Source organism: Paenibacillus profundus (assembly GCF_021369635.1).
Taxonomy (GTDB): Bacteria; Bacillota; Bacilli; order Paenibacillales; family Paenibacillaceae; genus Paenibacillus_B; species Paenibacillus_B profundus.
On sequence record NZ_JAJNBZ010000009.1, the window covers coordinates 146,030 to 162,836 of the forward strand.

13 protein-coding genes and 1 pseudogene are annotated in these 16,807 nt (G+C 51.9%); 13 read left to right on the forward strand and 1 reads right to left on the reverse strand.

From position 1 onward, the window contains the following. Positions 1 to 27 precede the first annotated feature (27 nt). From LQV63_RS13715 to hrpB, 7 genes and pseudogenes are all read left to right on the forward strand, one after another. Positions 28 to 225: pseudogene (locus LQV63_RS13715) on the forward strand (phospho-N-acetylmuramoyl-pentapeptide-transferase); the annotation flags it as partial. 186 nt (positions 226 to 411) lie between these two features. Beyond that, a complete protein-coding gene (locus tag LQV63_RS13720) occupies positions 412 to 1,182 on the forward strand; it encodes a DUF2087 domain-containing protein (RefSeq protein WP_233697133.1) in 771 nt (256 codons plus the stop codon). A gap of 44 nt (positions 1,183 to 1,226) precedes the next feature. Continuing rightward, positions 1,227 to 1,613, forward strand: a complete 387-nt coding sequence (locus tag LQV63_RS13725) for a GIY-YIG nuclease family protein (protein ID WP_019419426.1) — start codon at positions 1,227 to 1,229, stop codon at positions 1,611 to 1,613. Positions 1,614 to 1,785: 172 nt separating this feature from the next. Then, positions 1,786 to 3,579, forward strand: a complete 1,794-nt coding sequence (locus LQV63_RS13730) for a S9 family peptidase (RefSeq protein ID WP_233697134.1) — start codon at positions 1,786 to 1,788, stop codon at positions 3,577 to 3,579. A 184-nt stretch (positions 3,580 to 3,763) separates the two neighbouring features. Next, the gene (locus LQV63_RS13735) at positions 3,764 to 4,339 is read left to right on the forward strand and encodes a TetR/AcrR family transcriptional regulator (protein ID WP_233697135.1); all 576 of its coding nucleotides are present in this window, start codon (positions 3,764 to 3,766) and stop codon (positions 4,337 to 4,339) included. A 141-nt stretch (positions 4,340 to 4,480) separates the two neighbouring features. Then, positions 4,481 to 5,707: an MFS transporter gene (locus LQV63_RS13740; protein WP_233697136.1), complete on the forward strand. Its 1,227-nt coding sequence runs from the start codon at positions 4,481 to 4,483 to the stop codon at positions 5,705 to 5,707. A 179-nt stretch (positions 5,708 to 5,886) separates the two neighbouring features. Further along, a complete protein-coding gene (gene hrpB / locus LQV63_RS13745) occupies positions 5,887 to 8,472 on the forward strand; it encodes an ATP-dependent helicase HrpB (protein WP_233697137.1) in 2,586 nt (861 codons plus the stop codon). A gap of 1,049 nt (positions 8,473 to 9,521) precedes the next feature. On the opposite strand, the gene LQV63_RS13750 is transcribed toward hrpB, so the two are convergent. Further along, positions 9,522 to 10,748, reverse strand: coding sequence for a purple acid phosphatase family protein (locus LQV63_RS13750; RefSeq protein ID WP_233697138.1), 1,227 nt, complete (start codon positions 10,746 to 10,748; stop codon positions 9,522 to 9,524). Between the two features lie 263 nt (positions 10,749 to 11,011). On the opposite strand from LQV63_RS13750, the gene LQV63_RS13755 reads away from it, so the two are divergent. The 6 genes from LQV63_RS13755 (at position 11,012) to LQV63_RS13780 (ending at position 16,694) form a co-directional block, all read left to right on the forward strand. Beyond that, complete coding sequence (locus LQV63_RS13755; protein WP_233697139.1) at positions 11,012 to 11,725, forward strand: polyphosphate polymerase domain-containing protein; 714 nt, start codon at positions 11,012 to 11,014, stop codon at positions 11,723 to 11,725. Continuing rightward, positions 11,725 to 12,420, forward strand: a complete 696-nt coding sequence (locus LQV63_RS13760; protein ID WP_233697140.1) for a DUF4956 domain-containing protein — start codon at positions 11,725 to 11,727, stop codon at positions 12,418 to 12,420. Before LQV63_RS13755 ends, LQV63_RS13760 begins: the two co-directional genes overlap by 1 nt. A 14-nt stretch (positions 12,421 to 12,434) precedes the next feature. Beyond that, a complete protein-coding gene (locus LQV63_RS13765) occupies positions 12,435 to 14,192 on the forward strand; it encodes a CotH kinase family protein (protein WP_233697141.1) in 1,758 nt (585 codons plus the stop codon). A gap of 265 nt (positions 14,193 to 14,457) precedes the next feature. After that, positions 14,458 to 14,967 (forward strand): CcdC family protein, encoded by a 510-nt coding sequence (locus LQV63_RS13770; protein WP_019419436.1) that lies wholly within the window; start codon positions 14,458 to 14,460, stop codon positions 14,965 to 14,967. A gap of 193 nt (positions 14,968 to 15,160) precedes the next feature. Beyond that, a complete protein-coding gene (locus LQV63_RS13775) occupies positions 15,161 to 16,522 on the forward strand; it encodes a radical SAM/SPASM domain-containing protein (RefSeq protein ID WP_233697142.1) in 1,362 nt (453 codons plus the stop codon). Then, on the forward strand, positions 16,515 to 16,694 hold the full coding sequence (locus LQV63_RS13780) for a hypothetical protein (RefSeq protein WP_233697143.1): 180 nt from the start codon (positions 16,515 to 16,517) through the stop codon (positions 16,692 to 16,694). Before LQV63_RS13775 ends, LQV63_RS13780 begins: the two co-directional genes overlap by 8 nt. Positions 16,695 to 16,807 lie beyond the last annotated feature (113 nt).

Consider the following 16,807-nt stretch of genomic DNA (forward strand, 5'->3'; position numbering starts at 1 on the left):
AACTGTATATTCAACTATATATGCAGCTTGGCGGAGCAGTTATCGGTCATTCTGCAGGTGTGGTATTACAAAAGGACGAAGTTGCGCATCTTCCGCATGGCGCCCATCTATTATCATTTCAGTCTGAAATACGGGTGGAGCGAAAATAAAATCGTCGTCATGTTCGGATTGGTGTCCTGGATCTCGGTATTCATATGCTTGCTTTTATGGCGTTGCGTGCTGTAGGCAGAGCTGAGCATCATCACCCGCGTACATACATATAAATTAGAAGCTCGTTGGAGCATACAAAACGCATGCGATCGCTTTAGGGCGGGGCGTGTGTTTTTTGCATTCAGGATAAGTGGGATTGCATAATAACAAACAATAAAATATAATGTTTATATATTAACCAAACAATAAGGGTGAATGTTTATGGATAAATCGATATCGGATCTATTTTGGAACGCATCGATCGATGAATTGAAGAAGGGGTATATGTATGATGCGCAAGCTGAAGAGTACGTGTGTCTCGTCTGCGGAGAACGGTTCACGAATGGTATCGTTTATCAACACGAGAACGTGTTATATGAAGCGAAAAAATATACAGAGCTGCACATTGCGGAGCAGCATACGTCCATGCTCCATTATTTGCTCACGCTGGATAAGAAGCTGACCGGACTTACCGATCTGCAGAAGGAGCTGCTGTTCCATTTCCATGAGGGCCGGAGCGACAACGAGATTTTGAAGCTGATGGGCGGGGGCAGCGCTTCCACGATTCGGAATCACCGGTTCACGCTGCGCGAGAAGATGAAGCAAGCGAAGCTGTTCCTGGCGTTGATGGAGCTGGCCGACTCAAAATCAGACCAGCGGCCGAAGTTCGTGCATGCGCACCGGACGGCCACGATGGTCGACGAGCGCTATGCGGTGACGGAGGAGGAGCGGGTAAAAATTTTGCATCAGTACTTCACGGAGGGATTGGATGGGCCGATTTCCGAATTTCCGAAGAAGGAGAAGCGCAAGATCGTCATTTTGACTCACTTGATGCAGCGGTTCGATGCGCAGAAGCGGTATACGGAGAAGGAAGTGAACGAAATCCTGAAGACGGTACATGACGACGATTACGTCACGCTGCGTCGGTATTTGATCGAGTACGGCTTCATGGATCGTCTTCCCGATGGCAGCGCGTATTGGGTGATGAAGTAAACGCGTTGAAGTCAGTGTAATAGATATGAAAGAGGTGCAATACAATGAAACCAGAAGAGAGAAAGCAGGCGGGTAATTTGTACGCCCATTCCCATCGGCTGATGGGAGTATACGGCCTGAAGCATAAACAAAGCGGAAAATGGTTCATAGCAAGTGCCATGAATGTAGAAGGAAAGCGGAACGGTCTCTACTTCACGTTAAATATGGGCGGCCATATCAATAAGAGACTGAGTGAAGACTGGAAGCGCGATGGGGAGGATGCCTTCGAGTTCCATCTGTTAGAAGAATTGAAGCCGGAAGAAGAGTATGTCGCAAATGACGAGGATCGGAAGAAATATGTGTCACGGCTGAAAAAGTTAGAAGAACAGTGGTTGAATAAATTGCAGCCGTACGAAGAGAACGGATATCATAATAGACCGGCCGATAAATGACATGCTTCTTTACGGGCCGCAGCAACCGCAGTGCGGTCGCTGCGGCTGTTTGTGCGTTAGGCCGCCACTTTACAGGACACTCAATTACAAGCTATGATAAAAAAGATTGAATGCCAAACTTTGGGATGAATTTTCATCCCGATTAGCGATTTGGCGCAAAGGAGGAACTGATATGATACGTTTTCCGAAGCCGGATGTAGAGCAATATTTCCAGACGTATGTGATTCGGCAGTTTACAGTAAGTGCGGATGAAAGCCGCATCGTGTTCAGCAGCAACATGAACGGGCACTTTAACCTATGGGCAGTGGATTTAAATGGGGATACTCTGTTTCCGTACCCGCTCACATATTGCAATCAAGCGAGCGACTTTATCGCCGTTGATCCGGAAGAACGCTATATTTTGACCGGATTCGATCATGACGGGAACGAGAACTATCATATCCATGCGCTTCTTCCATCCGGCGGTGCGCCGCTTGCGCTCATCGAAGCGGGCGAGAATGATAAGATGTTCTTCGTTCGTCTATCCGAAGACGGAGAGCGCATGTATTATTCGACTAGCCGCGGCAATCCCAATTTCTTGAACAGCCGCTGCTACAACTTGCTTACGCAGGAAGACGAGCTTATTCTCGAGGGGACCGGCACATTGACCGATCTCGACGACATCAGCCCGAATGGCCAGCGCTTCGTGTATGCCAAATCTTACGGCAATACATACCGCGTTAACTACGTGCGTACGGAAACGGAGGATCTGTGCCTGACCCCGTCGGCCGATGCCGTTCACATTTCCGGCGATGCGTCGTTCATCGATGACGATACGATTGTGTTCCTGACGGATTATGATGCGGATTACGCTTATGTCGCGCAGTATCATATTCCGACCCGCCAATTTACAGAAGTATGCCGGATTCCGCAAGAAAGCGCCAAGATTCTGAAATGGAATAAAAAGAACCGGAGCTTGTACCTCGTTACGGAAAAAGGAGTGGAAGACCGCTTATATCTCATTCACTACGATTCCAGACAGTGTACGCAGCTGCCGCTTCCGGTCGCAGTCGTCGATCAGCTGCAGTCCGCGCGTTCTGGCAATCTGTATGTGCTAGGACGGAGCGCTTCTTCTCCGGCGAACATTTATAAATATGAGCAGGGAGCTTGGAAGTCGCTTACCCGCAACGTTGTGACGGGGCTTGCCCATGAGCAGCTCGTCGAGCCGGTCGTGGTGACGTACCGCTCTTATGACGGCATGGAGATAGAAGCGCTTCTCTTCCGGGCGAAGGAGGAGCAGGCGAACGGCTATACGATATTTTGGCCGCACGGCGGACCTCAGGCGGCGGAGCGCAAGCAATTCCGCAGCATGTTCCAATATTTCCTGGCACAGGGCTACCACGTATTCGCGCCGAACTTCCGCGGCAGCACCGGATATGGCAGCGCCTTCACGAAGATGGTGGAATGCGACTGGGGCGAAGGACCGCGCCTCGACTGCGTCGCTGCGATGGATTGGCTGTTCGAGCAGGGCATTTCGAGCAAGGAGCGCCTGTTCGTCGTCGGCGGCAGCTACGGCGGCTACATGACGCTGCTGCTTCATGGCCGGCATGCCGACTATTTCCGGGCGGCAGTCGATATTTTTGGCGTGAGCAACCTGTTCACGTTCTATAATTCCGTGCCGGATCATTGGAAGCCGCTGATGGAGCGCTGGGTCGGCGATCCGGAGCGGGACAAGGAGCGTTTTATTTACGATTCGCCGATTACGTACCTGGACGGCATGACCAACCCGATGCTCGTCATTCAAGGAGCGAACGACCCGCGCGTCGTCAAGGCGGAGTCGGATCAGATTGTTCAGGCGCTCAAGGACAAGGGCCGTGATGTCGAGTACATTGTACTGGATGATGAGGGGCACGGATTCTCCAAGAAGGTAAATGAAATGCGCGTATATCGCGCCATGGTCGAGTTCTTGCAGCGGCATCACGAATAATAAACGATAGGAGAAGGGACTTTCCTGAAGGCTGATAAGCCTTAGGGGAGTCCTTTTTTAGCTTGCAGCCAAAGCTCGTCATAAGCTATAATGCATAATATAATAACTAGGAAAACTACTAATGTTTTATTAGTTTTGTTGACAATCCATTAACACTACCGTTTTGGAGGTGGTACTCATATCCATGCGCGAACGTATTATGAAGGCTTTTATGGAAGAGCTTCAGGACAAAGGCATCAAGTTTACGATGGACGATTTGGCTCGGAGACTGGGCGTTAGCAAGCGTACGCTGTACGAGCATTTCTCTTCGAAGGCGGAAGTGCTCGATACGATCATCGAGCAGACGCTGCAAGAGAGCGACGCGAAGACGAACGAGATTATTGAGGACAAATCGTTATCTTTAATGGATAAGATGAAAGCCGTGATGACCGTTCTGCCGAATCACTTTGAACTATACGATATTCGCATCTTGGAACAGATGAAGCGCGTCTACCCGGAACAGTGGGTGAAGATTGACGAGGCGCTGAAGGATGATTGGGATACGCTGCGTGTTCTTATTGAACAAGGGATGGAAGAAGGGACGATTCGCAGGCAAAACGCGGCCTTTATTATGAAGGTCATTCTGGATGCAGTGAATTCGACTTTGGATCAGCGGTTTTTCGCGCAGCAGAACATCTCGCTGCCTGAAGCATTGGAAGCCATTGCCGATGTCATTATGTACGGACTCGTTCCGCGTGATAATGAATTGACTGAGAGATGATGCATGTGAGGACGTGCTCAGCAGAGACGGTGTGCCTAGCTCTAAAAGGGCGACGGTGCCGTCTCTGCTGAGCCAATCCGATAAGAGCTGGTTCGGTGTAATAAAACTTAAAAAAACGAAATAGTTTTAGGAGTGGGATTTATGTCGTTACTGCGACAACTGACACGTACGCAGTGGGTTGGCCTTGTATTGGTTATTAGTATTTTGTTCGTTGACATGTTGCTGTACAGCTTATTCATTCCTGTCGTACCTTATTTCACGGAACAATACCAGATGTCTTCAACGACGCTGGGTATTTTATTCGGAAGCTATGCGGCGGCGTTGTTCTTGACCACGCCGATATTCGGTCGTATTACCGATCGTCTCGGGCGGCGCAAGACGATTATTTTGGGACTCATCTGCATGGTTGCTGCCACGCTGTTGTTCGTCTTCTCTCAGACGACAATGACGCTCATCTTGGCCCGTTTCATTCAGGGTCTGGCAGCGGCAGCGTCCTGGACGGCGGCATTGGCCTTGCTGGCGGATCTGTTCCCGGGCCCGATGCGCGGAGCGGTCATGGGGATTGCCATGACTGGCATTTCCTCCGGTTCCTTGCTCGGCGCTCCCATCGGAGGCTGGCTGTTCGAAGTGGGGGACCATCATACGCCGTTCTGGTTTGCAATGGGATTAACGACGCTTATCTCTATATTAGTCTTTGTTCTGCTGCGTGAGCCGAAGCGGATGGACCGCCCTGCGGAAGGGGGAACCTTTTCTCTCCTGCGCCATCGCACCGTGCTGTTCATTGCATGCGTCATTCTATTGGCGGAGACAACATTGACGATGCTTGAGCCGCTTCTTCCCGTGTATGTGACGGAACGGTTCCAGCTCTCCCCGCTGACGCTTGGCCTGCTCTTCGGTGCGATGACCTTATGCTACGGCTTGATCGCGCCGATTTCCGGTTCGCTTGCCGTGCGTTATAATCCGTTCCGGCTCATGTTGTTCGGCCTGGCCGGATTGGCAATCACCCTGCCGCTTATCGTCATGGCGAGCACCGTGCCGCTTATGATGCTTGCAGGATGCCTTATCGGTGCTGCGGTCGGCTTCACGTTATCGCCGACGCTGCCAACGCTCGGCAGTATTGTCGACAAAGATGACGCGGGCGGAGATTACGGTGCTGCGTACGCGCTGTTCAATATGATACATGCCGTCGGCATGATGCTTGGTCCTGTCGTAAGTGGGGTATTGACCGATACACTGTCTGTCACCACTTCGCTTGTCATCGTCAGTACCGTCATCCTTGCGGTCATGATCAGCTTCTCTGTATTGATGCGCCGTCATCCGAGCACCTACTCGCTTGGTATGCAAGCCAAGGTAGGAACGCAATCGTAACATCGCTCTCTGACCAAGCTGCCAGACCTTCTGGCTAGATGCCGCTCTTTGGAGCGGCTTTCTTGCATTTTGTGAGCTGCGAGCTATCTGTCGCTACTGGAATTACAAAGCTATCTTGTCTATGATGGACAGGGGTATAATGGACAAAAGTGCAGTTTTCTATGGTTGGAGTGATTGTGATGCATACGCATTTACCTATAGATGAAGTGCTGTCGGCACTGAAGCAGGCGTTGTCGGAGCGCACAGGGGCGGTTCTTGTGGCCGAGCCGGGCGCAGGGAAGACGACGCGAGTGCCGCTTGCGCTGCTGGAGGAGCCGTGGCTGCAAGGACAGCGGATCCTGATGCTTGAGCCAAGGCGTATCGCTGCGCGTTCGGCTGCGCGCTTCATGGCGCAGGCGCTCGAAGAGAATGTCGGGGACACAGTCGGTTATCGCGTGCGCTTAGATACGCAGGTTAGCGCCAAAACCCGAGTAGAAGTCATTACGGAAGGGATTCTGACGCGTATGCTTCAGGACGACCCTTCACTAGATGGGGTCGGTCTCCTTATTTTCGACGAATTCCACGAGCGTCATTTGCATGCGGATCTAGGGCTTGCGCTCGCAATTGAATCACAGGCAGTACTGCGTGACGATCTCCGCATCTTGGTCATGTCGGCCACATTGGAAGCGGAACCTGTATCCGACATGCTGGGTGGAGCGCCGATTGTAGAAAGCCGTGGGCGCAGTTACCCGGTGGATACGCATTATTTAACCCGTCGGGACGATGCCCGCTTGGAGCAGAAGGCTGTGCGTGCCGTCATGATGGCCCTTTCCCGCCATGACGGCGACGTTATGGTATTCCTGCCGGGAGCGGGTGAGATCCGGCGTGTAGAAGAGGCGCTGTCCGAGGCGCTGCGGGCGCAATCGCCAGGGGCGCAGGTAAATATTGCACCGCTATTTGGGCAGCTCTCACCGCAGGCGCAAGACGCAGCGATCGCTCCAAGCCGAAAAGGCAGCCGCAAGGTAGTGCTTGCCACCGCGATCGCGGAGACGAGCTTGACCGTGGAAGGCGTTCGCGTCGTCGTCGACAGCGGCCTGATGCGGGTGCCGCGCTTCTCGCCGCGAACGGGGATGACTCGGCTGGAGACGGTGCCTGTCTCCAGGTCATCCGCGGATCAGCGGCGTGGGCGGGCGGGGCGTCTGGGCCCCGGCGTCTGCTACCGGCTCTGGACGGAGCAGGATCAGGCACAGCTTCCAGCGCATGGCACACCGGAGCTGCTTGACGCCGACTTGACGCCGCTGGCGTTGGAGCTTGCGGTGTGGGGTGCCGAAGCCGCTGAACTGCAGTGGCTGACGCCGCCGCCGGTCCCGGCGCTGAATCAGGCTGCAGAGCTGCTGCAGCAGCTCGGGGCATTGACTGCTGCCGGGGCGCTCACGCCGCACGGCCGCACACTGGCCCGTTCCGGCCTGCACCCACGGTTCGCGCATATGATCGTGCAGGCCGTGCCGCTCGGGCTGGGGCAGACGGCATGCCAGCTGGCCGCGCTGCTTGGTGAGCGCGACATTGTTCGCAGCGGCCCCGGTGCTGGGCCGCCAGACCCGGATGTGCGCCTTCGTATGGAGGCGCTCATTCACGCCGCGGGCGGAAAGCAGCGCCTCGCCGGGCGAGTGGAGCAGATAGATACAGCAGCGATTCACCGCATACGTGAGCAGGCGGAGCAGTATATGCGTGTTTTTGGGATTGGCACGGGGAAGCAAATTTGCACCGATCCGGTGCAGATGTCCAGACCGGAGGCCGTGCAGGATGAAGCACAGGCATGGAGTCTGCTGGCCGCGTTCGCTTATCCGGACCGAATAGCCGAGCGGCGCGCGGACGGGCGCTATCTGCTGCGGAACGGTCGCGGTGCGGCATTCTCGCAAGCAGCGGCTGCGAATTCTCCATTGGCGCAGTCTCCTTACTTGGTCGCGTTGCATCTGGACGATCAGGGCGCTGACAGCCGCATCCTGCTTGCGACGCCGCTAGAGCGCTCCACGCTGGAACAGCACTTCGCCGCTGACATGACGCGCGAAGCGCACATCGCGTGGGACCGGACGACGAAGTCCGTTCGTGCCCGCGAGCGTGTTCGCCTTGGTGCGCTCATGCTCAAAGACGCGCAGCACCCCGCGCCAGACGCGGACGCGGTGCTGCGCGCCCTTCAGCAGGGCATCGCCCAAGAGGGGCTTGCCCTGCTGCCATGGACGAAGCACGCGCATCAGTTGCAGGCGCGGCTTCAATTCATGCACGGGCATTGGCCTGATTGGCCCGATGCCCGTGACGAGACCCTCCTCGCGACGCTGGAGGAGTGGCTCGGCCCACATGTCTACGGCATGAAGAGCCGTGACGATCTGCAGAAGCTGAACGTCAGCGCCGTGCTCGAATCCATGCTGCCCTGGGACATGCGGCAGCAGCTTGAGCAAGAGGCGCCTACGCATCTTGCCGTGCCGAGCGGATCACGCATCGCGATTGATTATAGCGATCCAGAGCGGCCCGTATTGGCCGTGCGACTGCAGGAAGTGTTCGGCCTGAAGGAGACGCCGCGCATCGCGATGGGCAAGGTGCCGCTGACGCTGCATCTGCTCTCGCCGGCACAGCGCCCGGTGCAGGTGACGCAGGACTTGGCAAGCTTCTGGCAGACGACGTACTTTGACGTCAAAAAGGACTTAAAAGGACGATATCCAAAGCACTATTGGCCAGATGACCCGCATGAAGCGGTAGCGACGCGCAGAACGAGGCCTCAAGGACAGTAGGCGATCGGCTGATAGTGTTGAGACGAGAGAAGCATTTCAGTAGATACAATGTGCCATCACTGATCCATGTTTGAAGGGACAGAACCGTCAGAACTTATGGTCTGACGGTCTGTCTTTTTTTTAGTGTGTTGGTGTGGTCTCTCCTCAATGCTCAGGAACGTTACTAATTGAGAGGCAAGTGCTCTAACTCATGAAGCAACAATTTAGGAAAAGTGCGCTTTTTGAACAATCATATGATTTGTTGAACGCCCCCCCTGGTTTCTATATTTAATTTTTGCCTCGGTGAACTGCTGGCTATTATGCCCTTAGCTCCACTCTCCCCAATGTTCAGAAATGCTTCACCATGTGAGCCAACCAAATCTCTGCCTTTTCTCGCAATGTAGATTACTAATTTCACGATTTGTGTCCGTTATCCTTTCTGATTCACCGGGAGAGCAGCAAAAAGAACACTCACTTGCCGGTATATGTCATGACTGAAGGGGAGAGTGAGCGGAAGAGTAGAGTTGAACCCCGTGGCAGGCCAGATGTTCTGACTGATTGGGAGAATGAGCAGAAGAGTAATGTGAGCAACACCGTCCCCGGCCAGATGTCCTGACTCAGGGGGAGAACGAGCAGAAGGGTGAAGTCGCGAACACAATCGCAGGCAGTTGCTCTGACTGAAGGGGAGAGTGAGCGGAAGAGTAGAGTTGAACCCCGTGGCAGGACAGATGTTCTGACTGAAGGGGAGAGTGAGCGAAGAGTAGAGTTGAACCCCGTGGCAGGCCAGATGTTGTTCTGACTGAAGGGGAGAGTGAGCAGAAGAGCAGAGTTGAACCCCGTGGCAGGACAGATATTCTGACTGAAGGGGAGAATGAGCAGAAGAGTAAAGTGAGCAACACCGTCCCCGGTCAGATGTCCTGACTCAGGGGGAGAACGAGCAGAAGGGTGAAGTCGCAAACACCATCGCAGGCAGCTGCTCTGACTGAAGGGGAGCGCGAGCATCGGAGTTAGAGAGGCGAACTTGGTCGCCTCAGCTTTTTCAAGTGGGATGTCATCGTGTTGGCTGCAGTTTAATGCTTGAGCACGAATTCGTCCAGCTTCGTTCCGTCAATATCGTATGCTTGGTAGGTCAGGGTGTCGCCATTGATGCGAATGCCCGCGAACATTTGCTTGTCAGGCTGAAAATGGACTTGATGATAATATTTATCCTTCTTCTTCACATTTAATTTTGCTCCTGAAGCATTGGTCACGACATAGACCGTTCCTTTTCCTTCTGCAACGATTTGGTCGTCTTTCAAAGGATACGATCGAGAATATTCATGGTTATGTCCTTGCAGCACCAGATCGACGCCGAACTCGTCGAACACGGGAACCCATCGCTTAAGTATGGATTTATCCTGATTGCCGCCGTACGGACCGCGATGCAGAGCTACGATAATCCACGACTTATCTGTGGCAGATAAATCTTGGCGCAGCCATTTGGTTTGCCCTTTTATATTCGATTCTGTATTTAAAAAAACGAAATGGACGGGCCCGTAATCGAACGAGTAGGTTGTCCCTGGAATAGAGCCATCTGCCCCATTGTCAGGAACGTTGAAATGCGATACATAACGGTCCGCATTCTCGTCTACTTCGTCGTGATTGCCTGTCGCCGGCATGAGAGGGAACCGCGTCAACCACGCTTTCGCTTCCTTGAAAAAATAGTCCCACCCCGATTCGTCTTCGGGATTCTCTGTCAGATCGCCATTATGCACGATAAACCGCGCATCTGGAAACTTCCCGAATGCCTGATTTAATGTATGTCCCCAAAGCTTGAAATCGCTGTCCGTCACACCTTGAGAATCGGTAACGTTAATGAAGGTAAAATCGGTCAATCCTTCCGCTTCGGTCGTGAACGTGGCTGGTTCACTCCATCCGTCAGGATCGCCGTTTCCGACACGATACGTATAGTCGGTTCCCGACTCAAGATTATCCGCATTTACTTTATGAACCCCTTGAAGACGACCCTTGCCAATATCTATTGTAGTCGTCGTCCCCTTTATCGTAATAACCTGTTGCCCCTCTAATGCTTCGGGGTGCGTCCCTTTGGCTATTTGTAAGATGGCTGCCGTATCGGGGTTGTTCGTATGCCACGTGAAGGACCGGCTCGCGCGGGGATCGCCCTTGAACGTGGTCACAAGCGACTTAGGCTTCACCGAAGCGGCTTCCTCCGCCTGCAACAATTCTGAGTCGCAAGCTGCTGCAATGAACATGATTAGCATCGCTCCGAGTACCCAAATTCTCTTTTTTCCACCCATGCTCCTCGCTCCTCTCATTTAAATATGCTGTTCTCTTTATCAAATCGTAACGGTGCACTTTATTCAACCCCAAAATGAAATATGCTGAAAACTTTCAGTTTGCATTCAGGTTCTATTCAGCGAAAAATTGGTTACGCATTGTAAAGTGTTTGTAAAGCAGCAGATGCAGCAAGTATGCACCTATGTCCCGTACACCATTGTACCTTGCCGTACCAGGCCTCGCCCATGCGGAATTATCCATTTAGCAGAAAGAGGTGTATCCATTGAATCCGTCATTAAAGTTCCGTCACGAATTAAAATATCACATGAACCATCATCAGTATCACATCATCCGTCAACAGTTGATCAATGTGCTGCAAAGGGACAAGCATGCTGAAGTGAGTGGCGAGTATCATATCCGCAGCCTCTATTTCGATGATATCGACAACAAAGCGCTGCATGAGAAGCTGGGCGGAGTCCGGGATCGGGAGAAATATCGGATCCGGATTTACAACTTCTCGGATCGTGTCATTCACTTGGAGAAAAAAATCAAATTTAACGATTACATTGCCAAAGTGAAAGAACCGCTAACCAGAGAAATGGTGGACTCCATCTTGGCAGGACATTACGAGGTGCTCAACATTCCGGAAAGACCGCTGCTGTTTGAGGTATACCGCGAGATAAAGAACAGGCTGCTAAGACCCAAAGTTATCGTCGATTACGTGCGTGAGGCGTATGTATCCAGGGCGGGAAATGTAAGAATTACGTTCGACAAGCATCTAAAAACAGGATTAAACGCCATCCACATTTTCAACCCAGACTTGAACACGATTGATGCCTATGATAACAATGCCATCGTATTCGAGGTAAAGTATGACGAATTTCTGCCTGAATACATTCGAACCGCAATTCAGACCGAAGGATTGATTCGGCAATCTAACTCTAAGTATGTGATTTGCCGCAAATATTTAAAATTCAACACATGGGAGGATCAATAATGGATCAGAATACATCGACCAACTTCTCCGATCTTATCAAAAAATCGGTGCTTGAAAATTTCAACTCGGACATTAGTATCATCACCATTTTGCTGACGATGTCTATCGCATTCGTCATCGGACTCTTTATTTATTTGTTATATAAGCGGGTGTTCAGCGGCGTGCTGTATTCCAAGAGCTTTAACGTATCGCTGATTGGCATGACCTTAATAACCGCACTTGTCATCATCGCGATAAATTCTAACTTGGTGCTGTCGCTAGGGATGGTAGGCGCATTGAGTATCGTCCGCTTTCGAACGCCGATTAAGGATCCTACGGATCTGATATTCCTGTTCTGGGCGGCCGTGGCTGGCATTGTCACTGGTGCAGGATTTTATACACTGGCCGTTATCGGCTCCGTTATTGTTGGCATGGTGTTATTTATTTTCATTAAAAGTGCTTCTTTTGAGACGCCTTATCTGCTCGTAGTCAACTGTGATTCTGCTGAAAGTGAACAGGCTATCCTGCAGAAGCTTAATTCGCTGGTCAAACGCTTTAACGTGAAGCAAAAAACGGTCACGGACTCTGGCGTCGAAATGACAGTGGAGGTTCGCTTGGGTCAGGATGATCCACGTTTCGTTAATGAAATTACGAAGCTATCCGGAGTGAGCAATGCTGTGTTAATCAGCTACAGCGGCGATTATGTATCTCAATGACAGGAGGTGGGAACATGAGATTCAAATCCGCCTTACCAATTATGTTGTGCGCAGGCGTTGCACTGCTCATCATTATCACAGCCGGAATGATGACCTTTTTTAAGGATGGAGCAATGGAAGTTATGGATAGTCCTTCTTCATCCGATAAAATCGCCGAGATCAATCAAAATGTATTTCCAAAGGATAAAGTCGTCGACGTGAAAATTACATTAGACGAAGATGATTTTCAAGATATGTTGGACAATGCCTCGGCAGAAGAGATGAAGATAGCTGCTGTCGATTATAACGGTATTCATCTCGACAATGTGGGCATAAGGACCAAAGGAAATCTAAGCTTAAGAAGCGTGGTCAACTCCGATTCTGACAGATACAGCTTTAAGCTGTCGTTTGACGAATATTTATCGAATCAGACATTGTACGGTATCAGCAAAATTAACTTAAACAACAATTACAGTGATGCCTCTTATATGAAGGAATTTCTAACCTATGAGCTTGCTGAGAAAATGGGGCTGCCCACGCCTGGATTCTCCTTCGTAAATGTATATGTGAATGGGGAACTGAGAGGGTGTTATTTGTCGGTGGAACAAGTGGGTGACGCTTATCTGGAACGGAATTTCGGCAATACGTATGGGGATCTGTACAAAGCAGAGTTCAACGGCAGCGGAACCGAATTGTCGTGGTTGGGTGATAATGCCGCTTCCTATTCCGGGCTTGTATTGAAATCCAAAGCTTCTAACGGCAAAGCTTTAATCGACATGCTAAATGAACTGAACAACGGTTCCGATTATGAACAGGTGCTCGATGTGGAGGAAGTGCTGAAATACATCGCTCTCAATGTGGTTACCGTCAATTGGGACAGTTACCTTGGATCCAACAAACAAAACTATTATTTGTATGAAAATGACGGTGTTTTTTCGATCCTGCCATGGGACTATAATATGGCTTTCGGGGGAGGACCGGGAGGGGCGAGTGTGCTGATAGATGAGCCTACTCAAGGTGCTCTGTCAGAACGGCCGCTTATCGCGAAGCTTCTCGCCGTAGATGAATACAAGGATATGTATCATGAAATGATCAGCACTTCGATCGAGGGGTATCTGTCTTCCGAGTCATTTGCGGCGCGGGTACAGCAAGTAGCGGACATGATATCTGCCAGTGTCGAACAGGATCCGACTGCTTTCTACACATTTGAGCAGTATCAAAAAGCTGTAGAGCAGTTGACTGATACAAATGCCAGCACGGTCGAAAATATCGCCCAGCAGCTTGACGGTACAGTTGCATCCTCTGGCGACGGGAGTGGAAGCGGCGGTGGCTTCGGCGGTCCGGGAGGAGGCAGAGGAGAACGGATGCCGGGAGTGAATAACGCTGGCAATAACGATGCTGCCGCAGCTGGGGAGGCAATTGCCCAGAACGGCCGGAATGATCAAGCAAATAAAGGCAACAACGCTGCTCAGAATAATCAGAGCGCTGGCGCTCCAAACGGACAGGCTGAGCAAGTGGTGCCGGAGGGCGCCAATGGATTGGGCAATGGGCAAGGTGGAATGGAGCCACCCGGCGGATTCCTAGGTGGAGCGGGAGGCGCCGCTGGTACTGGAAGAGGCCAAGGCGGACCAGGAGGAGCCGGCGGCTTTGGCGGAGGCCCGGGCGGGCCACCCGGACAAGGCGGCAGCACGACGCAAGGCAGCATGCAGGAAGCCGTCACGACTGTCGTCTCTTTGGCGGTGCTTGGCCTGGCTTGCGTAATTGTGACCCGCTACAAAAGAAAGCGGATATAACCTTATCATTTTGTGAAGCGGCGATCACTCCCGGTTTAATCGGAGAGAGGTCGCCTTCTTTTTTAGGATACGTTTCTTGTGTGTTCCTCGTGTGAGAAATTAGTTGGCATCTCTATTCTGTATGATATTGGATCTGTGGGAGTGTTGAGCACAGGCGAACCTTTTGTAAGAAAGGACATAATCATGTAAAATAAATCATAGACAAAAGATTGCAAGACGTGCCTATCGATTATTTTTATTATTTAACATACCGAGGTGAATTGCCATGTCACAAGCCATGGTGTCGTCGCAGCTTCTATCGTTAATTGTTTCGCTGTTTGCTGGAACGGCCGTCATTGTGCTGCGTTTGCGCGCATCCAATAAGCCGACGTCCGCCAAGAAAATAATTATGCCGCCTATAGGAATGGCTACCGGCTTTTTAATGTTTGTCGTTCCAGCGATGCGCATTCCGTGGACGTGGGGAATTGCCGCTTTTCTAGTCGGTGCGATCTGCTTCTCGTATCCGCTGATACGCACTTCCAAGTTCGAGATGAACGGCGGCGAGATATATTTGAAACGTTCCAACATGTTTATCATTGTGATTATTGCCTTATTGATTTTACGGCTCATTTTGCATGATGTGGTGGAACAGCACGTGTCTATCTCGCAAAGCGCCTCCATCTTCTTCATCCTTGCGTTCGGTATGCTGCTCCCATGGCGTGCAGCCATGCTGATGCAGTTCCAGAAGCTGACGAGAGGAAATGAGGCGGATAGTGCCAGCATTAAGCTGAAATAGCGCGAGCGCGTGTCGGGAACCCGGCTTCTTCATACGAAGAGGATCAGGGTTCTTTTTTGTACTTGCCTATCGAGTATGCGTGCATTGATTCACAAGAAACGTGACAGGTGTCATTGTGAGCCGCCTCGTATCACGGCATGATATATAGTTGTCGATACTACAGATCTAGACAGAACAAGTGAGGGAACGTTTGATGAATCAAGAAGTGAAACAATGGCGCCCGTCGCGCTTCAATGCGCAAACGCAAGTGGATGATGGGGGTCTCGTACTATACAATAGCTACTCTGGTGCCCTAGCTTCTTTCTCGCCGGAAGAGCGGGAGCGCGTGTTAGGGTGGCTGCGGCCGAACCAGTCGGCGCATCAATCGGAGGATGGGCTGCATGACCAACTGATCGAGCATGGATTTCTCGTGCAGGCGGACACGGACGAGCTGCGCCGGGCCGAGTTCCTTCATCACGCGATGCACCAGTTGGATTCGATGCATTTAGTGCTGCTCGTGACGGAGGCATGCAATTTCCGCTGCCATTACTGCTATGAATCTTTTCCGCGCGGCCGAATGCACGAAGAGGTCATTGCCGGTCTGGAAGCATATATCGAGCAGCGTGCGAAGACGCTTAATCTGCTGACGATTAGTTGGCATGGAGGCGAGCCGCTATTAGTTCCGCAAATTATTGAGCAGCTGTCCAAGTCGTTTATATCGACGTGTGAAAAGTACGGCGTGACTTACAACGCGGAAATGTCGACCAACGGCTATTTCTTGACGCGGGAACGGTTCGAGCAGCTCCTCGACTGGCGTGTGGAACGCCTGATGGTTACGCTGGACGGGCCGGAGGAGGCGCATGATGTGCGCCGCGGCCTGCATGGCGGGGGCGGAACGTATCAGCGGATTGTAGACAATCTGCTGTCGCTCAAGTCTGTGGAACGGCCGTTCGAGATCAATTTGCGGGTCAATTTCGACAACAGCAACTTGGAGGCGGTCGACCGGTTCATTCCGATGCTGCGCGATTTGTTCGCGGACGATCCACGCTTTAAAGTGTATTTTCGTCCGGTCGGCTGCATGGGCGGCGAGAACGATCTTACGCTGCCGGTCTGCGATGATCGGACTAAGGATAAGAAGATTTGGGAATTCAACGAGCGGGCGATAGAAGAAGGCTTGAACGTAAGTTCCTTCATCTCTGACATTTTGCTGCCGACCGGGGCGGTCTGCTACGCGGCGAAGCCGAACTCGATGATTGTCGGTTCGGACGGCAAGCTGTACAAATGCTCGGTCGCCATCGACCAAGTGAACAATCAACTCGGTCGCATTCATGCAGATGGCCAACTGGAGTTGGATATGGACAAGCTGGCGTTGTGGACGACGTCTGGAGAAGAAACGGATGAGAAGTGTCGGGCTTGCTTCTTCCGCCCGGCATGCCAAGGCAATCACTGTCCGCTCTATCGGATGCGTTCGGGCAACCGTCCTTGCTCCTACGAGAAGCGCCAAATTAAGAAGGTGCTGCGCACGATTTGGCTGCAGACGCAGGCCGAGGAAGCGGCAGCGGCGGTGGATGTATAGAACGAATTGCACAGAGCGAATGCGGCCGTTCTGCTCTAGCGAGGCTGAATGTACGTACCGCTCCACTCATTGCAAGGAGGTGACAGGCATGAAAATTATCCGTCCCGCAGCGCAAGCTGCATGCGTGAAGACCGGACGCGTATCCAAATCGGTACCGGGCAACTTGAGTTAATCTTAGGAGTAAGTTGGCGGTAATATAGCCGTGCGCTAGGCTCATCGGCTCCCGTGAGGGAAGCCGATGAGTGTTTAGCCGTAATTTTTCATAGAATGAATGATCATGTCCAT